The sequence below is a fragment of the Frankia sp. CgKIO3 genome, from assembly GCF_977946435.1.
Genome location: NZ_CDWTMO010000003.1, coordinates 38590 through 58909 on the forward strand (window position 1 = coordinate 38590; position 20320 = coordinate 58909).

A 20320-nucleotide genomic window follows, 5' to 3' on the forward strand; every position below is an offset into this window, starting at 1 on the left:
GGCTAGGAGTCCACCTCCTCGACCCGGACAAGATGGGTCACAGTTCTGATCATCCCGCGAATCTCGGGACGATCATCACGGACGGTCGTCGCGTTGATCTTCCGCAGACCAAGGGTACGCAGCGTGGCCCGCTGGTTCGAGGTACCACCGATCCCCGACCGGATCTGCGTGATGCGCAGCTTGGCCATCAGACACCGGCTCCCGCCGCACGAGCGCGCAGCATGGCCGGCGGAGCGACGTCCTCCAGCGGCAGGCCGCGACGGGCGGCGATCTCCTCGGGACGCATCAGGCCACGCAGAGCAGCGACCGTCGCGTGCACAATGTTGATCGGGTTCGATGAGCCGAGCGACTTCGAGAGCACGTCGTGCACACCGGCGCACTCCAGCACGGCACGGACCGGACCACCGGCGATGACCCCGGTACCGGGCGAGGCGGGCTTGAGCAGCACGACGCCGGCCGCCTCCTCGCCCTGCACCGGGTGCGGAATCGTCGAACCGATCCGGGGCACCTTGAAGAAGTGCTTCTTGGCTTCTTCGACGCCCTTGGCGATGGCGGCCGGAACCTCCTTGGCCTTGCCATAGCCGACGCCCACGGTCCCGTCCGCGTCACCGACCACGACGAGCGCCGTGAAGCTGAACCGACGTCCGCCCTTGACAACCTTCGCCACGCGGTTGATCGCGACAACCCGCTCGACGTAGGCGTTCTTCTCCTGCGCCGGGCCGCTGCCCGACCGGTCCCGGCGTTCCCGACGGTCCGAGCCGCCGGAGCCGCCGCCGCGGCGCTGCTGGCCTGGCATCTACAACATCTCCCTGTTCTGGCTGTACTGGCGGTAAAGGCTGGACTGACAGTAAAGGCTGGGGGAAGTCATCAGAAGTCCAGCCCGCTCCCCCGCGCCGCGTCCGCGAGCGCGGCGATGCGGCCGGAGTAGGTCCGCCCACCGCGATCGAACACGACCGCGGCGATCCCGGCCGCCTTCGCGCGCTCGGCGACCAGTGCGCCGACCTTGCGGGCCTGCTCGGTCTTGTCCCCCTCGCCGCCGCGCAGCGACACGTCCAGGGCGGACGCCGACGCCAGCGTGTGGCCGGCGACGTCGTCGATGACCTGGGCGTAGATGTGCCGCGAGGACCGGGTGACGACGAGCCGTGGGCGGGACGGGGTGCCCGCCACCTTCTTGCGCACCCGGACGTGCCGACGGAGCTTCGCGGTCCGTCGGCGCGAGCTGGCGCCGAGGCTCACTGCCATGATCTATCTCCTACTTCCCGGTCTTCCCGACCTTGCGGCGGACGACCTCGCCCTGGTAGCGCACGCCCTTGCCCTTGTACGGGTCGGGCTTGCGCAGCCCGCGGATCTTCGCGGAGACCTCACCGACCAGCTGCTTGTCGATCCCGTGGACCACGAAGCGGGTCGGGGTCTGCACCTCGAAGCGGATGCCCTCCGGGGCCTTGACCGGCACCGGGTGGCTGTATCCGAGGGCGAACTCCAGGTCGGAGCCCTTGGCCTGGACACGGTAACCGACGCCGACGATCTCCAGGGTCTTCGAGTATCCGGCGGTGACGCCGGTGACCATATTGGAGACCAGGGTGCGAGTCAGGCCGTGCAGCGACCGGGAGCGACGCTCATCGTCGGGCCGGGTCACGAGGAGCCGACCGTCCTCGGTGTTCACCACGATCGGCTCGGCCACGACGTGGCTCAGGGTGCCCTTGGGCCCCTTGACGATGATGGTGGCTCCCTGGACGGTGACATCGACACCGCTGGGGACGGGAATGGGCAGGCGCCCGATCCGTGACATCGCTCGCCCTCCTTACCAGATGTAGGCGAGGACTTCCCCGCCCACGCCCCGCTTGCCCGCCTGCTTGTCGGTCAGCAGACCCGACGAGGTGGAGATGATGGCGACGCCCAGGCCCCCGAGGACCTTCGGGAGGTTCGTCGCCTTGGCATAGACCCGCAGACCCGGCTTGCTGATGCGCTTGATCCCGGCGATCGAGCGTTCCCGGTTGGGGCCGTACTTCAGATCGATGACCAGGGTGTGGCCGACGCCGCCAGCCGAGGTCGCGTCCTCGACGTGCCAGCCGGAGATGTATCCCTCCTGCTGGAGAATCTCGGCAATGTGCGTCTTGATCTTGCTGTAAGGCATCACCACGCGGTCGTGGTACGCCCGGCTGGCGTTCCGGACACGCGTGAGCATGTCCGCAATCGGATCGGTCATCGTCATGGCTTGACGCCTTTCTCACGGCGGTTCCCGCCGGCGCCGAGGTCGTCCTCGGCCGCTGGATGCCGGGCCTGCCGCGATCGGGTGGAGGTGCGGTGGTGGTGCGGTGGAGCCGTGCTGCCGGTGGAGCCGTGCCGGCCCCGGTCCGGGGCGGCGCCGGTACCGGCCTACCAGGAGCTCTTGGTGACGCCGGGCAGCTCGCCGCGATGCGCCATCTGCCGCAGGCATACCCGGCAGAGCCCGAAGCCCCGGTACACCGAGCGGGACCGGCCGCAGCGCTGGCATCGGGTATAACCCCGGACCGCATACTTCGGCTTACGGTTCGACTTCTCGATCAGTGCTTTCTTGGCCATCTCTCTAGTTCTCCCGGAAGGGGAAGCCCAGCGCCCGCAGGAGCGCCCGGCCCTCGTCGTCGGTGGTCGCGGTGGTGACGACCGTGATGTCCATGCCCCGAACCCGATCGATCCGGTCGATATCGATCTCATGGAAGATCGACTGCTCGGTCACCCCGAAGGTGTAGTTGCCGGCACCGTCGAACTGCTTCGGCGACAGCCCGCGGAAGTCACGGATACGCGGCAGCGCGATGGTGACGAGGCGGTCGAGGAACTCCCACATCCGGTCACCACGCAACGTCACCTTGGCGCCGATCGGCATCCCTTCGCGCAGCTTGAACTGGGCGATGGACTTCTTCGCGCGCCGGACCGCGGGCTTCTGGCCGGTGATGGCCGCGAGATCCCGCACAGCGCCATCGATCAGCTTCGCGTCCCGGGCGGCGTCTCCGACCCCCATGTTGACGACGACCTTGACGACGCCGGGGATCTGCATGACGTTGCGGTAGGAGAACTGGTCCCGCAGCGCCGGGGCGATCTCGTCACGGTACCGCTGCTTGAGCCGTGGAACCGGGCGAGCGCCGGTGGTCCGGCCTTCGATGGTCCGGCCCTCGGTGGTCACAGTCATGGTCTAATCTCGTTTCCCAACTGCTCGACTGCTCGCTCGGCCTACAGCTCGGTGCCGGTGCGCCGCGAGACACGCACCTTGGTGCCGTCGTCGTTGATGCGGTAACCGATCCGGGTCGGCTTCCCGTCAGACGGGTCGACGATCATCACGTTGCTCACGTGGATCGGCGCCTCCTGGGTGATGATGCCCCCGGACTGCGAGCCGCGCGTGCTCTGCTGGACCCGGGTGTGCCGGGTGATCCGGTTCGCGCCCTCGACGAGGACCTTGTTCTGCTCCGGGTAGGCGCGGATGACCTTACCCTTGAGCCCACGGTCCTTGCCGGTGATGATCTGGACCGTGTCGCCTTTCTTGATCTTCAAAGTGGCCACGGTCACAGCACCTCCGGCGCCAGCGAGATGATCTTCATAAACTTCTTGTCACGCAGCTCCCGGCCGACCGGCCCGAAGATGCGGGTGCCCCGAGGGTCACCACCGTCCCGGATGAGCACCGCCGCGTTCTCGTCGAAGCGGATGTAGGAGCCGTCCGGCCGCCGGCGCTCCTTGGTGGTACGCACCACGACCGCCTTGACCACGTCGCCGCGCTTCACGCCGGCGCCGGGCAGGGCGTCCTTCACCGTGCCGACGATGATGTCGCCGATCCCCGCGTAACGACGCCCAGAGCCGCCGAGCACCCGGATGCAGAGAATCTCCCGCGCTCCGGTGTTGTCGGCGACCCGAAGTCGCGACTCCTGCTGAATCACTTTCCGCTCCTGATCACCCGGTACTACTGATCACCCGGTCCTGCCCGGCCCCGGCGTCCGGGCCAGAACTACTTCACTACTTCGCCTTCTCCAAGACCTGAACGATCCGCCATCGCTTGGTCGCCGACAGCGGCCGCGTCTCCATCAGCAGGACGCGGTCGCCGATACCGGTGGTGCCGCTCTCGTCGTGCGCCTTGACCTTCTTGGTACGACGGATCGTCTTGCCGTACAGCGGGTGCTGCACCCGGTCCTCGACCGCGACCACGACGGTCTTGGTCATCTTGTCGCTGACCACGAGGCCCTCTCGGACCTTACGGAATCCGCGGGGGAGAGCCGCCGCGTCCGTGCTCTGCGAAGCCTCCTGGGAGGCCGTCTCGTCTGTCACTGTCCTCACGCCCGTTCCGACTGCGTCGCGTCATCGTCCGCCGCGCCGGCCGCCACCGCCGGATCGTCGGTGATACCCAGCTCTCGTTCGCGCATGACGGTGTAGATCCGGGCGATGTCGCGCCGCACGGCCTGCAGCCGGCGGTTGTTCGACAGCTGCCCGGTCGCCGCCTGGAACCGGAGGTTGAACAGCTCCTCCTTGGCCTCCCGAAGCTTGTCGACGAGTTCCTCGCCCGACAGGCTCCGCAGCTCGTCCGCGGTAGCGACAGCCATTACGCACCACCTTCACGGACCACGAAACGGCACTTCATCGGCAGCTTGTGGATGGCCCGCCGCATCGCCTCGCGGGCCACCGGCTCCGCGACCCCGGACAGCTCGAACAGGACCCGGCCCGGCTTGACGTTCGCGACCCACCACTCAGGCGAGCCCTTACCGGAACCCATCCGGGTCTCGGCCGGCTTCTTGGTCAGCGGACGGTCCGGGTAGATGTTGATCCAGACCTTTCCACCACGACGGATGTGCCGGGTCATCGCGATACGGGCCGACTCAATCTGCCGGTTCGTCACGTAAGCCGACTCCAGGGCCTGAATCCCGTACTCACCGAACGTGACCCGGGTTCCGCCCTTGGCGGCACCGGTCCGCCCGGGGTGGTGCTGCTTGCGGTGCGCGACCTTCCGGGGAATCAGCATGTCTATTCCTCCGCCTTCTCCGGAGTGTTCGCCACGGCCGCCTCAGGCGTCGCGGCCGGCGTACTCGGCGCCGCGGTGGCGGACTCCGCGACAGGTGCCGTCGACTCGGCCGCCGCGGCCTCGCCCGCCGGAGTCTCAGCCGGGGCGTTCCCGCCGCCACCACCACGGCCCCGGCGCTCGCTGCGGGCCGCCGCCCGGCCCGCTTCGGTCCCGCCCTGGGTCGTGCCGGACGAGCCGGAACGCGGCCCGCGGCGCGGGCGCTCCCGGCGGGTCTGGCGCTGCAGCGCCTCCTGCGCCTCACGCTCGGCCCGGCTCTGGACGACGTCGCCCTTGTAGATCCAGACCTTCACGCCGATGCGGCCGAAGTTCGTCCGAGCCTCATAGAAGCCGTAGTCGATGTCCGCGCGAAGGGTGTGCAACGGCACCCGACCCTCGCGGTAGAACTCCGACCGGCTCATCTCGGCGCCACCGAGACGACCCGAGCACTGCACCCGGATCCCCTTCGCGCCGCCCTTCATCGCGGTCTGCATGGCCTTGCGCATCGCCCGGCGGAAGCTGACCCGGCTGGAGAGCTGTTCAGCCACCCCCTGGGCGACGAGCTGGGCGTCGATCTCGGGGTTCTTCACCTCGAGGATGTTGAGCTGCACCTGCTTGCCGGTGAGCTTCTCCAGGTCGCCACGGATACGGTCGGCCTCGGCGCCACGGCGACCGATGACGATGCCTGGGCGCGCGGTGTGGATGTCCACTCGCAGCCGCCCCTGGGTCCGCTCGATGTCGACCCGGCTGATGCCGGCCCGCTCCATGCCCCGCGACATCATCTTACGGATCTTCACGTCCTCGCCGACGTACGCCTTGTACTGCTTGTCGGCGTACCAGCGAGAGGTGAACTCCGAGGTGATACCAAGCCGGAACCCGTGCGGGTTGACCTTCTGCCCCACTACCGGGCCCTCCTTGTCGTCTTCGCGGTCGTCTTCGCGCCCCGGCCGGCCGCGGAGACCGGCTCCCGGCTCTCCACCACGACGGTGATGTGGCTGGTGCGCTTGCGGATCCGATAGGCCCGGCCCTGGGCGCGGGGCCGGATGCGCTTGAGCGTCGGCCCCTCGTCCACGTAGACCTCGCCGACCCACAGGGTGGCCGGATCGAGGCTGTGGTTGTTCTCGGCGTTCGCCGCGGCGCTGGCGACAACCTTGTACACGTCCTCGCTGGCCGCCTGCGGAGCGAACCGGAGGATGTCCAGCGCCTCGCCGACCGAGCGCCCGCGCACCAGGTCGACGACCCGGCGGGCCTTCGTCGGCGAGACCCGGACATAGCGGGCCGAGGCCTTGGCCCCGGGAAGACCGGCCCGGGTCAGGCCGTCAACGAGATCGTCAGCCACGGCGTGACCTCCGGTCCTCCTTGACGTGGCCACGGAAGGTCCGGGTCGGGGCGAACTCGCCGAGCTTGTGCCCGACCATGCCCTCGGTGATGAAGACCGGGACGTGCTTGCGGCCGTCGTGCACGGCGATCGTGTGCCCCAGCATGTCGGGGATCACGGTCGACCGGCGCGACCAGGTCTTGATGACGTGCTTGGTGCCCTTGGAGTTCTGCAGATCCACCTTCTTGAGCAGGTGGTCGTCGACGAACGGGCCCTTTTTCAGACTGCGTGGCATGGCTGTGTCTCCTCCTTCCTGCTCAGATCCGATGGGTGCGGCTGGTCGGCGGCGCGCTGGTGGTCGACGCGGCCCGGGGCCTGGAGATCACCACTACCGCCGCCTGTTCTGCTTGCGACGACGCACGATGAGCGCGTCGGACGACTTGCGGGTCGCGCGGGTCCGCCCCTCCGGACGGCCCTTGGGGTTGACGGGGTGACGACCGCCGGAGGTCTTACCCTCACCACCACCGTGCGGGTGGTCGACCGGGTTCATCGCGACACCACGCACGGTGGGTCGGCGACCCTTCCAGCGCATCCGGCCGGCCTTACCCCAGTTGATGTTGCTTTGCTCCGCGTTGCCGACCTCGCCGACCGTCGCGCGGCAGCGCACATCCACGTTGCGGATCTCACCGGAGGGCATCCGCAGCTGGGCGTAGGGGCCGTCCTTCGCGACGAGCTGCACACTCGTGCCGGCGCTGCGGGCAATCTTCGCACCACCACCGGGACGCAGCTCGATGGCGTGCACCACCGTGCCGGTCGGGATGTTGCGCAGCGGCAGCGCATTGCCGGGCTTGATGTCGGCGCCCACGCCGGAGCTGACCGTGTCGCCCTGCCTGAGCTTCACCGGCGCGAGGATGTAGCGCTTCTCCCCGTCGAGGTAGTGCAGCAGCGCGATCCGGGCGGTGCGGTTGGGGTCGTACTCGATGTGCGCGACCTTGGCCGGCACCCCGTCCTTGTCCCGCCGGAAGTCGATGACCCGGTACGCCCGCTTGTGGCCGCCGCCCTGGTGCCGGGTGGTGATCCGGCCGTGGATGTTGCGCCCGCCCTTGGAGTGCAGCGGGCGGACCAGCGACTTCTCCGGGTGGTCACGAGTGATCTCGACGAAGTCGGCCACGCTCGCACCACGACGCCCCGGCGTCGTCGGCTTGTACCTACGAATACCCATGGCTTCCTACCGTCCTGGACCCACCGCCGCCGCGGAGCGCACGCGCTCAGGCACCGGGGCCTCCGAAGATCTCGATCGTGTCACCGGGAGCCAGGCTCACCAGGGCCCGCTTGGAGGCGGACCGGTGTCCCCAGCCGTGCTTGGTCCGCTTGCGCTTGCCCTGCCGGTTGATGGTGTTCACCCGCAGGACCCGCACATTGAAGATCTGCTGGACCGCGAGCTTGATCTGGGTCTTGTTCGCGTCCGGACGCACGATGAAGGTGTAGACGTTCTCGTCGAGCAGGCCGTAGCTCTTCTCGGAGACGACCGGCCGCAGGATCACGTCACGCGGGTCGGGAATCACTTGTTCTCCTCCGCCCCGGCCACACCTTCGGTGCCCGCGGCAGCCTCGGTCCCGGCGGTAGAGGTCGCCGGACGGGTGTCACGAGCAAGGAATGCGGCCAGCGCCTCCTCGGTGAAGACCACGTCGTCGCTCACCAGCACGTCATAGGTGTTGAGCTGGCCCGGGTCGAGCAGGTGCACCGCCGCGACGTTGCGCAGGCTCTTCCAGGTCAGCTCGTCCGAACGGCTCGCCACCAGCAGCACCCGGTGGGTGTCGGCGATCGTCCGCAGCGCGGTGATCGCGCTCTTCGTCGACGGCGCCTCGCCGGAGACCAGCGAGGACACCACGTGCACCCGGTTGTTGCGGGCCCGGTCGGACAGCGCGCCGCGCAGCGCGGCGGCCTTCATCTTCTTCGGGGTCCGCTGGTCGTATCTGCGCGGCGTGGGGCCATGCACGGTGCCACCGCCGGTGAACTGCGGAGCCCGCAGCGATCCCTGCCGGGCCCGGCCGGTGCCCTTCTGCCGATACGGCTTACGGCCACCGCCGCGGACCTCGCCGCGGGTCTTCGTGTCGTGCGTGCCCTGGCGGGCCGCCGCGAGCTGCGCCACCACGACCTGGTGGATCAGCGGGACGTTGAGCGGCACGTCGAACACGCCACCGGGCAGCTCGACACTGCCGCCGTCGCCCCCGTTCGGCGCGTGCACCGCGACGGTGCGCGTGGTGACGCTCGGGTCGGATGTGGCCACCCGGCTCATGCCGAGACCTCCTCACCGGTATCGGCCGGCTCGGCCGCCGGGGCGATGGCCTCGGGCGCCGGGCGCTTGGCCGCGCTGCGCACGAGGACCAGACCACCGTCCGGGCCGGGCACCGCACCCCTGACCAGCAGATAGCCGCGCTCGGTGTCGACGGCGTGGATCGTCAGCCCCGAGGTCGTTGTGCGCACGTGACCCATCCGGCCGGCCATGCGCAGGCCCTTGAACACGCGACCGGGAGTGGCGCAGCCGCCGACCGACCCCGGCGAGCGGTGCTTGCGCTCGACGCCGTGCCCCGCGCCCAGGCCCTTGAACCCGTGACGCTTCATGACACCGGCGAACCCCTTACCCTTCGAGGTGCCGGTGACGTCGACGACGGTCCCGGCGGAGAACACCTCGCCGGTCAGCTCCTGGCCGGGCCGGTAGTTGCCGGCGTCGGCGGTCCGCAGCTCGACGAGGTGGCGCCGAGGCGTCACCCCACTGGTGGCGAAGTGGCCGCGAGCGGGATTGTTGATCTTACGCGGGTCGATCTCGCCGTAACCAAGCTGCACGGCCGAGTAGCCGTCCGAGTCAGGCGTCTTGACCTGCGTGACGACGTTAGGTCCGGCCTTGATGACGGTGACCGGCACGACGCGGTTGTTCGCGTCCCATACCTGGGTCATCCCGAGCTTGGTGCCCAGGAGCCCTCTGTAGTTGCGGATGAGCATGACTGCGCCGGCCCCTCTTACAGCTTGATCTCGATATCGACGCCCGCGGGCAGGTCGAGGCGCATGAGCGAGTCGACCGTCTTGGGCGTCGGGTCAAGAATGTCGATCAGCCGCTTGTGCGTCCGCATCTCGAAGTGCTCGCGGCTGTCCTTGTACTTGTGCGGCGACCGGATGACGCAGTAGATGTTCTTCTCCGTCGGCAGCGGCACCGGTCCCGCGACCTGCGCGCCCGTCCGCGTCACCGTCTCGACGATCTTCCGCGCCGAGCTGTCGATGACCTCGTGGTCATAGGCCTTGAGCCGGATGCGGATCTTCTGTGCCGCCATGGTGGGCTTCGCCTGTCCTGTCTGTCTCGTCCGGCCGGTATCGCTACCGGGTCACCGCCCGTAGATCCTCACCGCCGGCCGCGCGGCGAGCCTGGCACCGCGCCGCCGGCGGAAAGAATCTGCCGGTTGTACCGCTGTCTCGTGCCGGTCCCGCTCGACGTGTCGACCGGGACCGGACTGCGTCCCTTGCCGGCGGCCGGTTGTCCTCGGCAGCCGAGTCTCGCGAGAGCCCTGCCTGGCCGGGGCGACCCCGCCACACGTGGAGCCGGGCCCCGTCTGGTCAGGCAGCGCCGTGGGCGGTGGGTCCGTACACACGCCCGGACCCATCGCCCACGGCTACTACTTGAGAACCTTCGTAACCTGGCCCGCGCCGACGGTCCGGCCACCCTCGCGGATGGCAAAGCGCAGACCCTCCTCCATGGCGATCGGCTGGATCAGCTCGACCGTCATCTCGGTGTTGTCCCCCGGCATGACCATCTCCGTGCCCTCGGGGAGGGTCACGACGCCGGTCACGTCGGTGGTGCGGAAGTAGAACTGCGGGCGGTAGTTCTTGAAGAACGGCGTGTGCCGTCCGCCCTCATCCTTGTTGAGGATGTAGACGCGAGCCTCGAACACCGTGTGCGGAGTGATCGACTTCGGCTTGACGATGACCTGGCCGCGCTCGACGTCCTCACGCTTGATACCGCGCAGGAGCAGACCGACGTTGTCGCCGGCACGCCCCTCGTCGAGCAGCTTGCGGAACATCTCGACACCGGTCACGGTGGTGGAGGTGGTCTCCGGCTTGATACCAACGATCTCCACGGTCTCGTTGACCTTGACGATTCCGCGCTCGACGCGGCCGGTGACTACGGTGCCACGACCAGTGATCGTAAAGACGTCCTCGATCGGCATGAGGAACGGCCGGTCGATGTCACGCTGCGGCTCGGGGATCGACTCGTCGACCGCCGCCATGAGCTCGAGGAGCTTGGCGCCCCACTCCTTGTCGCCCTCCAGCGCCTTGAGCGCGGAGACCCGGACGACCGGAACGTCGTCGCCCGGGAACTCGTACGAGCTCAGCAGCTCCCGGACCTCCAGCTCGACGAGCTCGAGGATCTCCTCGTCGTCGACCATGTCGGCCTTGTTCAGGGCGACGACGATGTAAGGCACGCCGACCTGGCGGGCGAGGAGCACGTGCTCCTTCGTCTGCGGCATCGGGCCGTCGGTGGCGGACACGACCAGGATCGCGCCGTCCATCTGGGCGGCACCGGTGATCATGTTCTTGATGTAGTCGGCGTGTCCCGGGCAGTCGACGTGCGCGTAGTGCCGGGTGTCGGTCTGGTACTCGACGTGGGCGATCGAGATCGTGATGCCGCGGGCCTTCTCCTCCGGCGCCTTGTCGATCTGGTCGAACGGCGTGAAGGGGTTGAGGTCCGGGTAGGCGTCGTGCAGGACCTTGGTGATCGCCGCGGTCAGGGTCGTCTTGCCGTGGTCGATGTGACCAATGGTGCCGATATTGACGTGCGGCTTCGTCCGCTCGAACTTCTGCTTCGCCACGGGTGTCCCTCCAAGGACGGGTGGTGTCGTGCTGTGTAGTCAGGTAGGGGTGTTGCTCACGCCGCGAGGGCGTTCACTCTCCCCGGGCCTTGGCGATGATCTCCTTGGCGACGTTCGCGGGAACCTCGGCGTAGGAGTCGAACTGCATGGAGTAGCTCGCCCGGCCGGAGGTCTTCGACCGAAGATCACCAACGTAGCCGAACATCTCCGACAGTGGCACCAGCGCCCGTACGATCCGGGAACCGCCCCGCTCCTCCATCGCCTGGATCTGCCCACGGCGGGAGTTCAGGTCGCCGATCACGTCACCCATGTGGTCCTCGGGGGTGGTGACCTCGACGGCCATCAGAGGCTCGAGCAGCACCGGGTCGGCCTTGCGGGCCGCATCCTTGAACGCCATCGAACCGGCGATCTTGAATGCGAGTTCGGACGAGTCGACGTCGTGGAACTGGCCGTCAAGCAGGGTGACCTTGACGTCCACCAGCGGGTAGCCGGCGAGCACACCGAACTCCATGGCCTCCTGGCAGCCCGCATCCACCGAGGGGATGTACTCCCGGGGGATGCGACCACCCGTGACCTTGTTCTCGAACTCGTAGCCGCCGCCGTCGCCGCCGGAGGGCTCCAGGTTGATGATCACCCGGGCGTACTGGCCGGATCCACCCGTCTGCTTCTTGTGGGTGTAGTCGACCTTCTCCACCTTGCGGCGGATCGTCTCCCGATAGGCCACCTGCGGCTTGCCGACGTTCGCCTCGACACCGAACTCGCGGCGCATCCGGTCGACCAGCACGTCCAAGTGCAGCTCGCCCATGCCGGCGATGATCGTCTGACCGGTCTCCTCGTCGGTGCGGACCTGGAAGGTCGGGTCCTCCTCGGCGAGGCGCTGGATGGCGGTGCCCAGCTTCTGCTGGTCGGCCTTGGTCTTCGGCTCGATCGCGACGTGGATGACCGGCGCCGGGAACGTCATCGACTCCAGGATCACCGGGGCGTTCGGGTCGCAGAGCGTGTCACCCGTGGTGGTGTTCTTCAGCCCCACCACGGCCACGATCTGTCCCGCGCCGACGCCCTCCCGGTCCTCCCGGTGGTTGGCGTGCATCTGCAGGATGCGGCCGACGCGCTCCTTGCGGTCCTTCGTCGAGTTCAGCACCGGCGAACCACCGGTCAGCTTGCCGGAGTACACCCGGATGTAGGTCAGCTTACCCACGTACGGGTCACTCATGATCTTGAAGGCGAGCGCGGAAAACGGCTCGTCCTCGCTCGGCTCCCGGCGGACCTCGGTCTCCTCGCCGCCGACCGCATGGCCGACGGTGGCGCCGATGTCCAGCGGGTTCGGCAGGAAGTCGACGACGGCGTCGAGCATGGGCTGGACGCCCTTGTTCTTGAACGCCGAACCGCACAGCACCGGGTTGACCTTGCTCGCCAGGGTCGCGCGGCGCAGGGCGGCGATGAGCTGCTCCGTGGAGGGCTCCTCACCCTCGAGGTAGAGCTCCATGAGCTCGTCATCGTTCTCGGCGACGGTCTCGAGGAGCTTGTCGCGCCACTCCTGCGCGGCCTCGAGGTGATCCCGCGGGATGTCGACGGTCTCGTAGGAGGCGCCCTTGTCCTCGGTCTTCCAGAGGAGGCCCTTCATGCGGACCAGGTCGATGACACCGCGGAAGTCGGCCTCCACGCCCCACGGGAGCTGGATCACGGCCGGCGTCGCGTCGAGCCGGTCGATCATCATCTCCACGCAGCGGTGGAACTCGGCACCGACCCGGTCCATCTTGTTGACGAAGGCGATACGCGGGACGTTGTAACGGTCGGCCTGCTTCCAGACCGTCTCGCTCTGCGGCTCGACTCCGGCGACCGCGTCGAAGACCGCGACCGCACCGTCGAGGACCCGCAGCGAGCGCTCCACCTCAACGGTGAAGTCGACATGGCCGGGGGTGTCGATGATGTTGATGGTGTGGTCGCGCCAGATACAGGTGGTGGCCGCGGAGGTGATGGTGATCCCCCGCTCCTGCTCCTGCTCCATCCAGTCCATCGTGGCGCCGCCCTCGTGGACCTCACCGATCTTGTAGTTCACACCGGTATAGAAGAGGATGCGCTCGGTGGTGGTGGTCTTGCCCGCGTCGATGTGGGCCATGATCCCGATATTGCGAGTCCTGGCCAGCAAGGAATGTACGTCAGATGGCATCTCGGATCACCAGCGGTAGTGGGCGAAGGCCTTGTTGGACTCCGCCATCTTGTGGGTGTCCTCCCGGCGCTTCACACTGGCGCCGAGGCCATTGCTCGCGTCGATGAGCTCGTTCATCAGCCGCTCGGTCATCGTCTTCTCGCGACGAGCCCGGGAGTAGCCGACGATCCAGCGCAGCGCGAGGGTGGTGCTCCGGCCGGCGCGAACCTCGACCGGAACCTGGTAGGTGGCACCACCCACCCGGCGGCTACGCACCTCCAGCGTCGGCTTGACGTTGTCCAGCGCGCGCTTGAGCGTGACGACCGGGTCGTTGCCGGTCTTGTTCTTCGCACCCTCGAGTGCGCCGTACACGATGCGCTCCGCGACCGACTTCTTACCGCTCAACAGCACCTTGTTCACCAGCGCGGTCACCAGCGGCGACCCGTACACCGGGTCGACCACCACGGCGTGCTTGGGCGCAGGCCCCTTGCGCGGCATCAGCCCTTCTCCTTCTTCGCGCCGTAGCGGCTACGAGCCTGCTTACGGTTACGGACGCCCTGCGTGTCGAGAGCGCCTCGGACAATCTTGTACCGGACGCCCGGAAGATCCTTCACTCGGCCACCGCGAACCAGGACGATCGAGTGCTCCTGCAGGTTGTGGCCGACCCCGGGGATGTAGGCGGTGACTTCGATCCCGCTGTTCAACCGGACCCGGGCCACCTTGCGCAGGGCCGAGTTCGGCTTCTTCGGGGTGGTCGTGTAGACGCGGGTGCACACACCACGACGCTGAGGGCTTCCCTTGAGTGCCGGGGTCTTGGTCTTCTCGACCTTGTCCTGCCGGCCCTTGCGGACCAGCTGCTGGATCGTGGGCAACGCCGCTCCCGTTCCTGTCACGCCTCGTCGTACTGCCTTGGGCAACCAGACCGGTACGCCGGCCTCCCTGCTGCTGTGGTCCGCACCCGACCCACCGGAGTGTCCTCGAGCGGCTTTTCCGACCCACGCGGTCGGGCATGTCGCGCCATTCGACCGGAACCTCGATGCGGTAATCCAGTTCCGGTGAGGGGCACGCCAGCCCGCCCGTCCGCTTCGCGGAATCGAGCTCGACAGTCGCCGACGGATACCCCAATAGTGACTTTACGTCAACCTAGCGAGCACCACGGCGCCACATCGAAGTGCAGGACGCACGCCGGAGCCACGTGGACTCCGATCACAGGGCTCAATAGTACTCCACGCCCGCGTCAGGTGTCGAACGGGGGTGTCCGGCGAAATCCCCCGCAGACCCCGCGCGCACTATGGCACTCGACAAGCGCATGCACTCGACGAGCGGCACAGGCGAGCAGCAGCACGGCCCCACGTACTGGCACGCTGCACCTACTGGCACGCTGTACGGGACAGCACGATACCGGCATCGGAGGCCCGCGAGGACATGTCTGACGCAGCCGGCGCGCGATTCGCGGCCGCCCCCGCCCGACGCCGGCCGAGCCGGGACGAGCTGCTCGCGGCCTACGGGACCACCGTCCCGGACCTGGTCGCCCCGGCCACCGTCGTGCTGCTCTGCGGGATCAATCCGTCCCTCGAGTCCGGGGCCACCGGCTTTCACTTCGGCACGCCGAGCAACCGGCTGTGGCCGGTGCTGCACCTCGCCGGCTTCACCCCACGCCGGCTGCATCCCAGCGAGACCGACGAACTGGCCCGCCGGGGCATCAGCATCACCAATCTCGTCCACCGCTCCACCGCGCGCGCCGACGAGATCAGCGATGACGAGGTCCGCGCCGGCGTGCCCCGGCTCACCGAACTCGTCGAACGGGTCTCGCCCCGGTGGGTGGCCTTCCTCGGCCTGGCCGCCTACCGGATCGGGTTCGGGCGCCGCAGCGCGAAGGTCGGCCGCCAGGCGGAGACCCTGGGACCCGCCGGCATCTGGCTCCTGCCCAATCCGAGCGGCCTGAACGCGCACTATCAGCTGCCCGACCTGGTCCGGGTCTACGGCGAGCTATGCGAAACCGCCTATTCCTGACCCACCCGCCACGTTCCCGAGGAGGGCCGCCGCCGGGCCAGCCGGCAGATGCGCGCGTACCGGGGCCCAGAAGTCGGCTCCGGGGGGCGCCTCGACCTCGATGCGGGAGCCGCCGGCCCAGGCCGCATCGAAGGCGAGCCGCCACGAGTGCAGCAGGGTGCGGGCGGTGGCACCCCGGCCGAACAGCGGATCGCCCTCGATTGGGTGCCCGATCCAGGCCAGATGCACCCGGATCTGGTGGCGCCGCCCGCTGACCGGCGTGACTGCGAGCAGGGTGTACTCACCGCCCTCCCATACCCGGATGAAGGTCGTGACGGACGGGTATGTCCGGACGTGGGAGAACACCGCGGCGGGCGGAATCGTCCAGCGTCCGATGCCCGCGCCGGTCGGGGCAAGCCCTGCCCGGGGAACCTCCGCCAAGGGGGCCATCTCCGCCAGGCCGGCCATGATGTCGGCCCGGTTCGCCGCCACCCGGACCCGACTCTTGCGCCCCACGCTCAGCGGCAGATCAATGGTCCCCGAGACGGGCAGTCCACGGGTCCGGGTCAGGACGAGGTAGCGCTTGTCCACCGTGCGACGCTGGAACTGCCGGGTGAGATCACCGTGGAACCGCAACTGCCGGGCGAAGAGCACCAGGCCCGAGGTGACCTTGTCGATGCGGTGCACCGGGAACAGCTCCTCGCCGTCATCCCCGGCGAGGGTGACGAGATCGGTGTCGTGCCGCTCTCCCATAACCGAGATGCCGACGGGTTTGTCGAGCACGAGAATGGCCTCATCCTCGTAGATCATTCGCTCCCGGCGAATCTCGGTCCACTCGGTCCACTCGGTCATAAAACGGTCAGCCCCGGTCACGTCAACTGCCGGGGAGCGCCTCGATGACCACTGTCCGATAAGGCGCGGCCAACCGACTCAGGTCGTCGTGGTCGCCGGTCAGAATCACACCGCCGCTACCTTCCACCGCCACCGCAGGTGCCTGCCCCTATCCTACCGATTTCCGCCTCTGCGCGCCGTCCCACCAGCGGGCTCCGGACCTGGACGCGCAACCGGCCCGGCACCCTGGTGAGGACGCCGGGCCGGTCCTGATCGATCGGGCTTCGGTCGGGCTCTGGTCAGCTCCGCTCGGTCAGCCTCGCGACCTGCTTACGCGCGACCTGCTCAGCGGAAGTCTCCCGAGCTGCGGTAGTCGAACTCGTCCAGCGGGACCGCCTGGCCGGAGCCCGTGCCGAACGCGCCGTAATCGACGCCGCCGTCCTCGTAGGCACCGACGGAGTACATCGCCGCACGTGCCTCCTCGGTCGGCTCGACCCGGATGTTGCGGTACCGGGAGATCCCGGTGCCGGCCGGGATGAGCTTTCCGATAATGACGTTCTCCTTCAGGCCGACGAGCGAGTCCGACCGGGCGTTGATCGCCGCGTCGGTAAGCACCCGGGTCGTCTCCTGGAAGGATGCAGCCGACAGCCACGACTCGGTCGCCAGCGACGCCTTGGTGATCCCCATGAGGACTGGGCGGGCCGAGGCCGGCTGGCCACTGGCTTCCACCACCCGACGGTTCTCCGCCTCGAACCGGGCCCGCTCGCAGAGCTCACCGGGCAGCAGGGTGGTGTCACCCGACTCGAGAACGTTCACCCGCTTGAGCATCTGGCGGATGATGATCTCGATGTGCTTGTCGTGGATCGACACACCCTGCGACCGGTAGACCTCCTGGACCTGGTCCACCAGGTGGAGCTGGACCTGGCGCGGCCCGAGGATGCGCAACACCTCGTGCGGGTCGACGGCACCGTCGACGATCTGGCTGCCGACCTCGATGTGGTCGCCCTCGCGGACCCGCAGGCGCGAACGCCGCGAGACCGGGTAGGCGATCTCGTCGCTGCCGTCGTCCGGCACCACCACGACCTTGAAGGTCTTCTCGGTCTCCTCGATCTTCACCCGGCCGGAGACCTCGGTGATGGGGGCCTTGCCCTTCGGGCTGCGCGCCTCGAACAGCTCGACGACACGCGGCAGGCCCTGGGTGATGTCGTCGCCGGCGACGCCACCGCTGTGGAAGGTACGCATCGTCAGCTGGGTGCCGGGCTCACCGATGGACTGCGCGGCGACGATGCCGACGGCCTCACCGACGTCGACCAGCTTGCCGGTGGCGAGCGAGCGCCCGTAGCACTGGGCGCACACTCCCATCCGGGACTCGCAGGTCAGCGCCGAGCGGACCCGCACCTGCTCGATGCCGGCCTCGATGATCTGGCTGATCGCGACGTCCCCGGCGTCGGTGCCGGCGGGCACGATGACCTCGCCGTTCGCGTCGATCGCGTCGGAAGCCAGCGTCCGCGCGTACGCCGAGGTCTCGGCGTACCGGTCCCGGACCAGCACCCCGTCGGCGCCCTTGCGGGCGATCCGGGTGAGGATGCCGCGCTCGGTGCCGCAGTCCTCCTCGCGGACGATGACGTCCTGGCTGACGTCGACGAGCCGCCGAGTCAGGTACCCCGAGTCCGCGGTGCGCAGGGCGGTGTCAGCGAGTCCCTTACGGGCACCGTGGGTGGAGATGAAGTACTCCAGCACGGTCAGACCCTCGCGGAAGTTCGCCTTGATCGGCCGCGGGATGATCTCACCCTTCGGGTTGGAGACCAGGCCACGCATGCCGGCGAGCTGCCGGATCTGCATCATGTTTCCAGCGGCTCCGGAGTTGACCAGCACGTAGACCGGGTTGGTCGCCGGGAAGTTCTCCTCCATCGCCTCGGCGATCTTGTTGGTCGCCTCGGTCCAGATCTGGACCAGCTCGCTGCGGCGCTCCTCATCGGACAGGAAGCCGCGGTCGAACTGCTTCTGGACCCGGTCGGCACGCTGCTCGTAGTCGTCGAGGATCTCGGCCTTGTTCGGCGGCGCGACGACGTCCTCGATCGCGACGGTGACCCCGGACCGGGTGGCCCAGTAGAAACCGGCGCTCTTCAGGGCGTCCAGGGTCGCCGCTACCTGGATCTTCGGGTACCGCTCAGCCAGGTCGTTGACGATCGCGGCCTGTGCCTTCTTGTTCAGCTGGGCGTTGATGAAGGGGTAGCCCTCCGGCAGCGCCTCGTTGAGCAGGCAACGGCCGAACGTGGTCTCCAGGGTGAACACGTCCCCGGTGACCCAGTCGGCGGGCGGGACCCAGTCCGACGGCGGGGTGCTGTCCCGCAACCGCACCTTGATCTTCGCCTGAAGGGCGATCTCCCGGGCGTCGAACGCCATCTGCGCCTCGGCGACGCTGGAGAACGACCGCCCCTCGCCGAGCGCCCCCTCGGCCAGGCGGGACAGATGGAAGACCCCGGTCACCATGTCGAGGCTCGGCATCGCCAGCGGCCGGCCCGATGCGGGCGAGAGGATGTTGTTGCTCGACAGCATCAGGATCCGCGCCTCGGCCTGCGCCTCGGCGGACAGCGGCAGGTGCACCGCCATCTGGTCACCGTCGAAGTCGGCGTTGAACGCCGTGCAGACCAGCGGGTGGATCTGGATGGCCTTGCCCTCGACGAGCTGCGGCTCGAAGGCCTGGATGCCGAGGCGGTGCAGGGTCGGCGCCCGGTTGAGCAGCACAGGGTGCTCGGTGATGACCTCCTCGAGCACGTCCCACACGACCGGGCGGGCCCGCTCGACCATCCGCTTCGCCGACTTGATGTTCTGCGCGTGGTTGAGGTCCACCAGGCGCTTCATCACGAACGGCTTGAACAGCTCCAGCGCCATCTGCTTGGGCAGACCGCACTGGTGCAGCTTGAGCTGCGGACCGACGACGATGACCGAACGGCCGGAGTAGTCGACCCGCTTGCCCAGCAGGTTCTGGCGGAACCGGCCCTGCTTGCCCTTGAGCATGTCGGACAGCGACTTCAGCGGACGGTTACCCGGGCCGGTGACCGGCCGGCCGCGGCGGCCGTTGTCGAACAGCGCGTCGACGGCCTCCTGCAGCATCCGCTTCTCGTTGTTGACGATGATCTCGGGCGCGCCGAGGTCGAGCAGCCGCTTCAACCGGTTGTTCCGGTTGATCACCCGGCGATACAGGTCGTTGAGGTCCGAGGTGGCGAACCGGCCACCATCGAGCTGCACCATCGGGCGCAGATCGGGTGGGATCACCGGGACGCAGTCGAGCACCATCCCCATCGGGGAGTTGCGGGTGTTCAGGAACGCCGAGACAACCTTGAGCCGCTTGAGCGCGCGGGCCTTCTTCTGACCCTTGCCGCTGCGGATGGTCTCGCGCAGCGACTCGGCCTCGGCGCCCAGGTCGAAGTCAGCGAGCCGCCGCTGCAGCGCCTCGGCGCCCATGCCTCCGTCGAAGTACGCACCGAAGCGGTCGCGCAGCTCGCGATAAAGCAGCTCGTCCGGCTCCAGGTCCTGGACCTTCATGTTCTTGAAGCGGTCGAAGACCCGGTCGAGATCGTCGATCTTACGCTGCACCCGGTCCCGGATCTGGCGCATCTCGCGCTCGGCCGACTCGCGGACCTTGCGTCGCGCGTCACCCTTGGCGCCCTCGGCCTCGAGCTGCGCGAGGTCGGCCTCGAGCCGCTTCTGCCGGACTTCCACGTCGGCGTTCTTCTTGTCCTCGAGCTGCTGCTTCTCGACGCCGATGCGGGCCTCGAGGGTGGGCAGGTCGCGGTGACGCGCCTCCGTGTCGACCTTGGTGATCATGTAGGCGGCGAAGTAGATGACCTTCTCGAGGTCCTTCGGCGCCAAGTCCAGCAGGTAGCCGAGCCGGCTCGGAACACCCTTGAAATACCAGATGTGGGTGACTGGGGCGGCGAGCTCGATATGCCCCATGCGTTCGCGGCGCACCTTGGCGCGGGTGACCTCGACGCCGCAGCGCTCGCAGATGATGCCCTTGAAGCGGACCCGCTTGTACTTACCGCAATAGCACTCCCAGTCCCGGGTGGGACCGAAGATCTTCTCGCAGAAGAGTCCGTCCTTCTCCGGCTTCAGGGTGCGGTAGTTGATCGTCTCCGGCTTCTTGACCT

General features: G+C 68.3%; 27 protein-coding genes. 1 reads left to right on the plus strand and 26 read right to left on the minus strand.

Features of this window, described 5'->3' with window-relative positions; genetic code table 11:
• Window positions 1–2 precede the first annotated feature (2 nt).
• The 24 genes from rpmD to rpsL form a co-directional block, all read right to left on the minus strand.
• The gene (rpmD, locus tag AC08OJ_RS00980; protein WP_011435055.1) at window positions 3–188 is read right to left on the minus strand and encodes a 50S ribosomal protein L30; all 186 of its coding nucleotides are present in this window, start codon (window positions 186–188) and stop codon (window positions 3–5) included.
• On the minus strand, window positions 188–796 hold the full coding sequence (gene rpsE, locus AC08OJ_RS00985; protein ID WP_462185699.1) for a 30S ribosomal protein S5: 609 nt from the start codon (window positions 794–796) through the stop codon (window positions 188–190). Before rpsE ends, rpmD begins: the two co-directional genes overlap by 1 nt.
• Window positions 797–867: 71 nt before the next feature.
• Entirely contained in the window at window positions 868–1242 is a 375-nt protein-coding gene (gene rplR / locus AC08OJ_RS00990) for a 50S ribosomal protein L18 (protein ID WP_476591754.1), read from the minus strand.
• Window positions 1243–1252: 10 nt separating this feature from the next.
• Complete coding sequence (rplF, locus tag AC08OJ_RS00995; protein ID WP_476591753.1) at window positions 1253–1789, minus strand: 50S ribosomal protein L6; 537 nt, start codon at window positions 1787–1789, stop codon at window positions 1253–1255.
• 12 nt (window positions 1790–1801) lie between these two features.
• Window positions 1802–2212 (minus strand): 30S ribosomal protein S8, encoded by a 411-nt coding sequence (rpsH, locus tag AC08OJ_RS01000; protein ID WP_476594858.1) that lies wholly within the window; start codon window positions 2210–2212, stop codon window positions 1802–1804.
• 164 nt (window positions 2213–2376) lie between these two features.
• On the minus strand, window positions 2377–2562 hold the full coding sequence (locus AC08OJ_RS01005) for a type Z 30S ribosomal protein S14 (protein ID WP_011435050.1): 186 nt from the start codon (window positions 2560–2562) through the stop codon (window positions 2377–2379).
• A gap of 4 nt (window positions 2563–2566) precedes the next feature.
• The gene (gene rplE / locus AC08OJ_RS01010) at window positions 2567–3166 is read right to left on the minus strand and encodes a 50S ribosomal protein L5 (protein WP_462202438.1); all 600 of its coding nucleotides are present in this window, start codon (window positions 3164–3166) and stop codon (window positions 2567–2569) included.
• A 41-nt stretch (window positions 3167–3207) separates the two neighbouring features.
• Window positions 3208–3534 (minus strand): 50S ribosomal protein L24, encoded by a 327-nt coding sequence (gene rplX / locus AC08OJ_RS01015; protein ID WP_462185747.1) that lies wholly within the window; start codon window positions 3532–3534, stop codon window positions 3208–3210.
• Window positions 3535–3536: 2 nt separating this feature from the next.
• Complete coding sequence (gene rplN / locus AC08OJ_RS01020; protein WP_009740518.1) at window positions 3537–3905, minus strand: 50S ribosomal protein L14; 369 nt, start codon at window positions 3903–3905, stop codon at window positions 3537–3539.
• 76 nt (window positions 3906–3981) lie between these two features.
• Window positions 3982–4290 carry a 30S ribosomal protein S17 gene (rpsQ, locus tag AC08OJ_RS01025; protein ID WP_476591760.1) on the minus strand — a complete coding sequence of 103 codons (309 nt, stop codon included), beginning with the start codon at window positions 4288–4290 and terminating at the stop codon, window positions 3982–3984.
• Window positions 4291–4295: 5 nt separating this feature from the next.
• Entirely contained in the window at window positions 4296–4562 is a 267-nt protein-coding gene (gene rpmC, locus AC08OJ_RS01030) for a 50S ribosomal protein L29 (protein ID WP_462185695.1), read from the minus strand.
• Window positions 4562–4978 (minus strand): 50S ribosomal protein L16, encoded by a 417-nt coding sequence (gene rplP, locus AC08OJ_RS01035; RefSeq protein ID WP_009740521.1) that lies wholly within the window; start codon window positions 4976–4978, stop codon window positions 4562–4564. Before rplP ends, rpmC begins: the two co-directional genes overlap by 1 nt.
• Before the next feature lie 2 nt (window positions 4979–4980).
• The gene (rpsC, locus tag AC08OJ_RS01040; protein ID WP_476591752.1) at window positions 4981–5916 is read right to left on the minus strand and encodes a 30S ribosomal protein S3; all 936 of its coding nucleotides are present in this window, start codon (window positions 5914–5916) and stop codon (window positions 4981–4983) included.
• Window positions 5916–6353 carry a 50S ribosomal protein L22 gene (rplV, locus tag AC08OJ_RS01045; protein ID WP_476591751.1) on the minus strand — a complete coding sequence of 146 codons (438 nt, stop codon included), beginning with the start codon at window positions 6351–6353 and terminating at the stop codon, window positions 5916–5918. Before rplV ends, rpsC begins: the two co-directional genes overlap by 1 nt.
• Window positions 6346–6627, minus strand: a complete 282-nt coding sequence (gene rpsS, locus AC08OJ_RS01050; protein ID WP_011435043.1) for a 30S ribosomal protein S19 — start codon at window positions 6625–6627, stop codon at window positions 6346–6348. The genes rplV and rpsS overlap by 8 nt, the downstream gene beginning before the upstream one ends.
• Window positions 6628–6720: 93 nt before the next feature.
• Window positions 6721–7554: a 50S ribosomal protein L2 gene (rplB, locus tag AC08OJ_RS01055; protein ID WP_476591750.1), complete on the minus strand. Its 834-nt coding sequence runs from the start codon at window positions 7552–7554 to the stop codon at window positions 6721–6723.
• Between the two features lie 46 nt (window positions 7555–7600).
• Window positions 7601–7897 carry a 50S ribosomal protein L23 gene (gene rplW, locus AC08OJ_RS01060; protein ID WP_011435041.1) on the minus strand — a complete coding sequence of 99 codons (297 nt, stop codon included), beginning with the start codon at window positions 7895–7897 and terminating at the stop codon, window positions 7601–7603.
• Window positions 7894–8631, minus strand: a complete 738-nt coding sequence (rplD, locus tag AC08OJ_RS01065) for a 50S ribosomal protein L4 (RefSeq protein ID WP_476591749.1) — start codon at window positions 8629–8631, stop codon at window positions 7894–7896. Before rplD ends, rplW begins: the two co-directional genes overlap by 4 nt.
• On the minus strand, window positions 8628–9335 hold the full coding sequence (gene rplC, locus AC08OJ_RS01070) for a 50S ribosomal protein L3 (protein WP_476591748.1): 708 nt from the start codon (window positions 9333–9335) through the stop codon (window positions 8628–8630). Before rplC ends, rplD begins: the two co-directional genes overlap by 4 nt.
• Before the next feature lie 17 nt (window positions 9336–9352).
• Window positions 9353–9661, minus strand: coding sequence for a 30S ribosomal protein S10 (gene rpsJ / locus AC08OJ_RS01075; protein WP_007514815.1), 309 nt, complete (start codon window positions 9659–9661; stop codon window positions 9353–9355).
• 339 nt (window positions 9662–10000) lie between these two features.
• Window positions 10001–11194, minus strand: a complete 1194-nt coding sequence (gene tuf / locus AC08OJ_RS01080; protein ID WP_011435038.1) for an elongation factor Tu — start codon at window positions 11192–11194, stop codon at window positions 10001–10003.
• Between the two features lie 73 nt (window positions 11195–11267).
• Window positions 11268–13364: an elongation factor G gene (gene fusA, locus AC08OJ_RS01085; protein ID WP_476591747.1), complete on the minus strand. Its 2097-nt coding sequence runs from the start codon at window positions 13362–13364 to the stop codon at window positions 11268–11270.
• Between the two features lie 6 nt (window positions 13365–13370).
• Window positions 13371–13841 carry a 30S ribosomal protein S7 gene (rpsG, locus tag AC08OJ_RS01090; RefSeq protein ID WP_009740531.1) on the minus strand — a complete coding sequence of 157 codons (471 nt, stop codon included), beginning with the start codon at window positions 13839–13841 and terminating at the stop codon, window positions 13371–13373.
• A complete protein-coding gene (gene rpsL / locus AC08OJ_RS01095) occupies window positions 13841–14215 on the minus strand; it encodes a 30S ribosomal protein S12 (RefSeq protein WP_009740532.1) in 375 nt (124 codons plus the stop codon). The genes rpsG and rpsL overlap by 1 nt, the downstream gene beginning before the upstream one ends.
• A gap of 553 nt (window positions 14216–14768) precedes the next feature.
• Here rpsL and mug point away from each other — a divergent pair.
• Window positions 14769–15356: a G/U mismatch-specific DNA glycosylase gene (gene mug, locus AC08OJ_RS01100; protein WP_476591746.1), complete on the plus strand. Its 588-nt coding sequence runs from the start codon at window positions 14769–14771 to the stop codon at window positions 15354–15356.
• Here the strand turns inward: mug and AC08OJ_RS01105 are convergent.
• Together AC08OJ_RS01105 and AC08OJ_RS01110 are read right to left on the minus strand one after the other, a co-directional pair.
• Window positions 15333–16187, minus strand: a complete 855-nt coding sequence (locus AC08OJ_RS01105) for an RluA family pseudouridine synthase (RefSeq protein WP_476594859.1) — start codon at window positions 16185–16187, stop codon at window positions 15333–15335. The genes mug and AC08OJ_RS01105 overlap by 24 nt on opposite strands.
• Before the next feature lie 324 nt (window positions 16188–16511).
• On the minus strand, window positions 16512–20320 hold a 3809-nt coding region (locus AC08OJ_RS01110; protein ID WP_476594860.1), incomplete at its 5' end, for a DNA-directed RNA polymerase subunit beta'.

Bases quoted from the DNA above. Each gene is read 5' to 3' on its own strand.
- rpmD (WP_011435055.1), bottom strand. From the start codon at position 188: ATGGCCAAGCTGCGCATCACGCAGATCCGGTCGGGGATCGGTGGTACC.
- rpsE (WP_462185699.1), bottom strand. From the start codon at position 796: ATGCCAGGCCAGCAGCGCCGCGGCGGCGGCTCCGGCGGCTCGGACCGT.
- rplR (WP_476591754.1), bottom strand. From the start codon at position 1,242: ATGGCAGTGAGCCTCGGCGCCAGCTCGCGCCGACGGACCGCGAAGCTC.
- rplF (WP_476591753.1), bottom strand. From the start codon at position 1,789: ATGTCACGGATCGGGCGCCTGCCCATTCCCGTCCCCAGCGGTGTCGAT.
- rpsH (WP_476594858.1), bottom strand. From the start codon at position 2,212: ATGACGATGACCGATCCGATTGCGGACATGCTCACGCGTGTCCGGAAC.
- AC08OJ_RS01005 (WP_011435050.1), bottom strand. From the start codon at position 2,562: ATGGCCAAGAAAGCACTGATCGAGAAGTCGAACCGTAAGCCGAAGTAT.
- rplE (WP_462202438.1), bottom strand. From the start codon at position 3,166: ATGACTGTGACCACCGAGGGCCGGACCATCGAAGGCCGGACCACCGGC.
- rpmC (WP_462185695.1), bottom strand. From the start codon at position 4,562: ATGGCTGTCGCTACCGCGGACGAGCTGCGGAGCCTGTCGGGCGAGGAA.
- rplP (WP_009740521.1), bottom strand. From the start codon at position 4,978: ATGCTGATTCCCCGGAAGGTCGCGCACCGCAAGCAGCACCACCCCGGG.
- rpsS (WP_011435043.1), bottom strand. From the start codon at position 6,627: ATGCCACGCAGTCTGAAAAAGGGCCCGTTCGTCGACGACCACCTGCTC.
- rplB (WP_476591750.1), bottom strand. From the start codon at position 7,554: ATGGGTATTCGTAGGTACAAGCCGACGACGCCGGGGCGTCGTGGTGCG.
- rplD (WP_476591749.1), bottom strand. From the start codon at position 8,631: ATGAGCCGGGTGGCCACATCCGACCCGAGCGTCACCACGCGCACCGTC.
- rplC (WP_476591748.1), bottom strand. From the start codon at position 9,335: ATGCTCATCCGCAACTACAGAGGGCTCCTGGGCACCAAGCTCGGGATG.
- rpsJ (WP_007514815.1), bottom strand. From the start codon at position 9,661: ATGGCGGCACAGAAGATCCGCATCCGGCTCAAGGCCTATGACCACGAG.
- fusA (WP_476591747.1), bottom strand. From the start codon at position 13,364: ATGCCATCTGACGTACATTCCTTGCTGGCCAGGACTCGCAATATCGGG.
- rpsG (WP_009740531.1), bottom strand. From the start codon at position 13,841: ATGCCGCGCAAGGGGCCTGCGCCCAAGCACGCCGTGGTGGTCGACCCG.
- mug (WP_476591746.1), top strand. From the start codon at position 14,769: ATGTCTGACGCAGCCGGCGCGCGATTCGCGGCCGCCCCCGCCCGACGC.
- AC08OJ_RS01105 (WP_476594859.1), bottom strand. From the start codon at position 16,187: ATGACCGAGTGGACCGAGTGGACCGAGATTCGCCGGGAGCGAATGATC.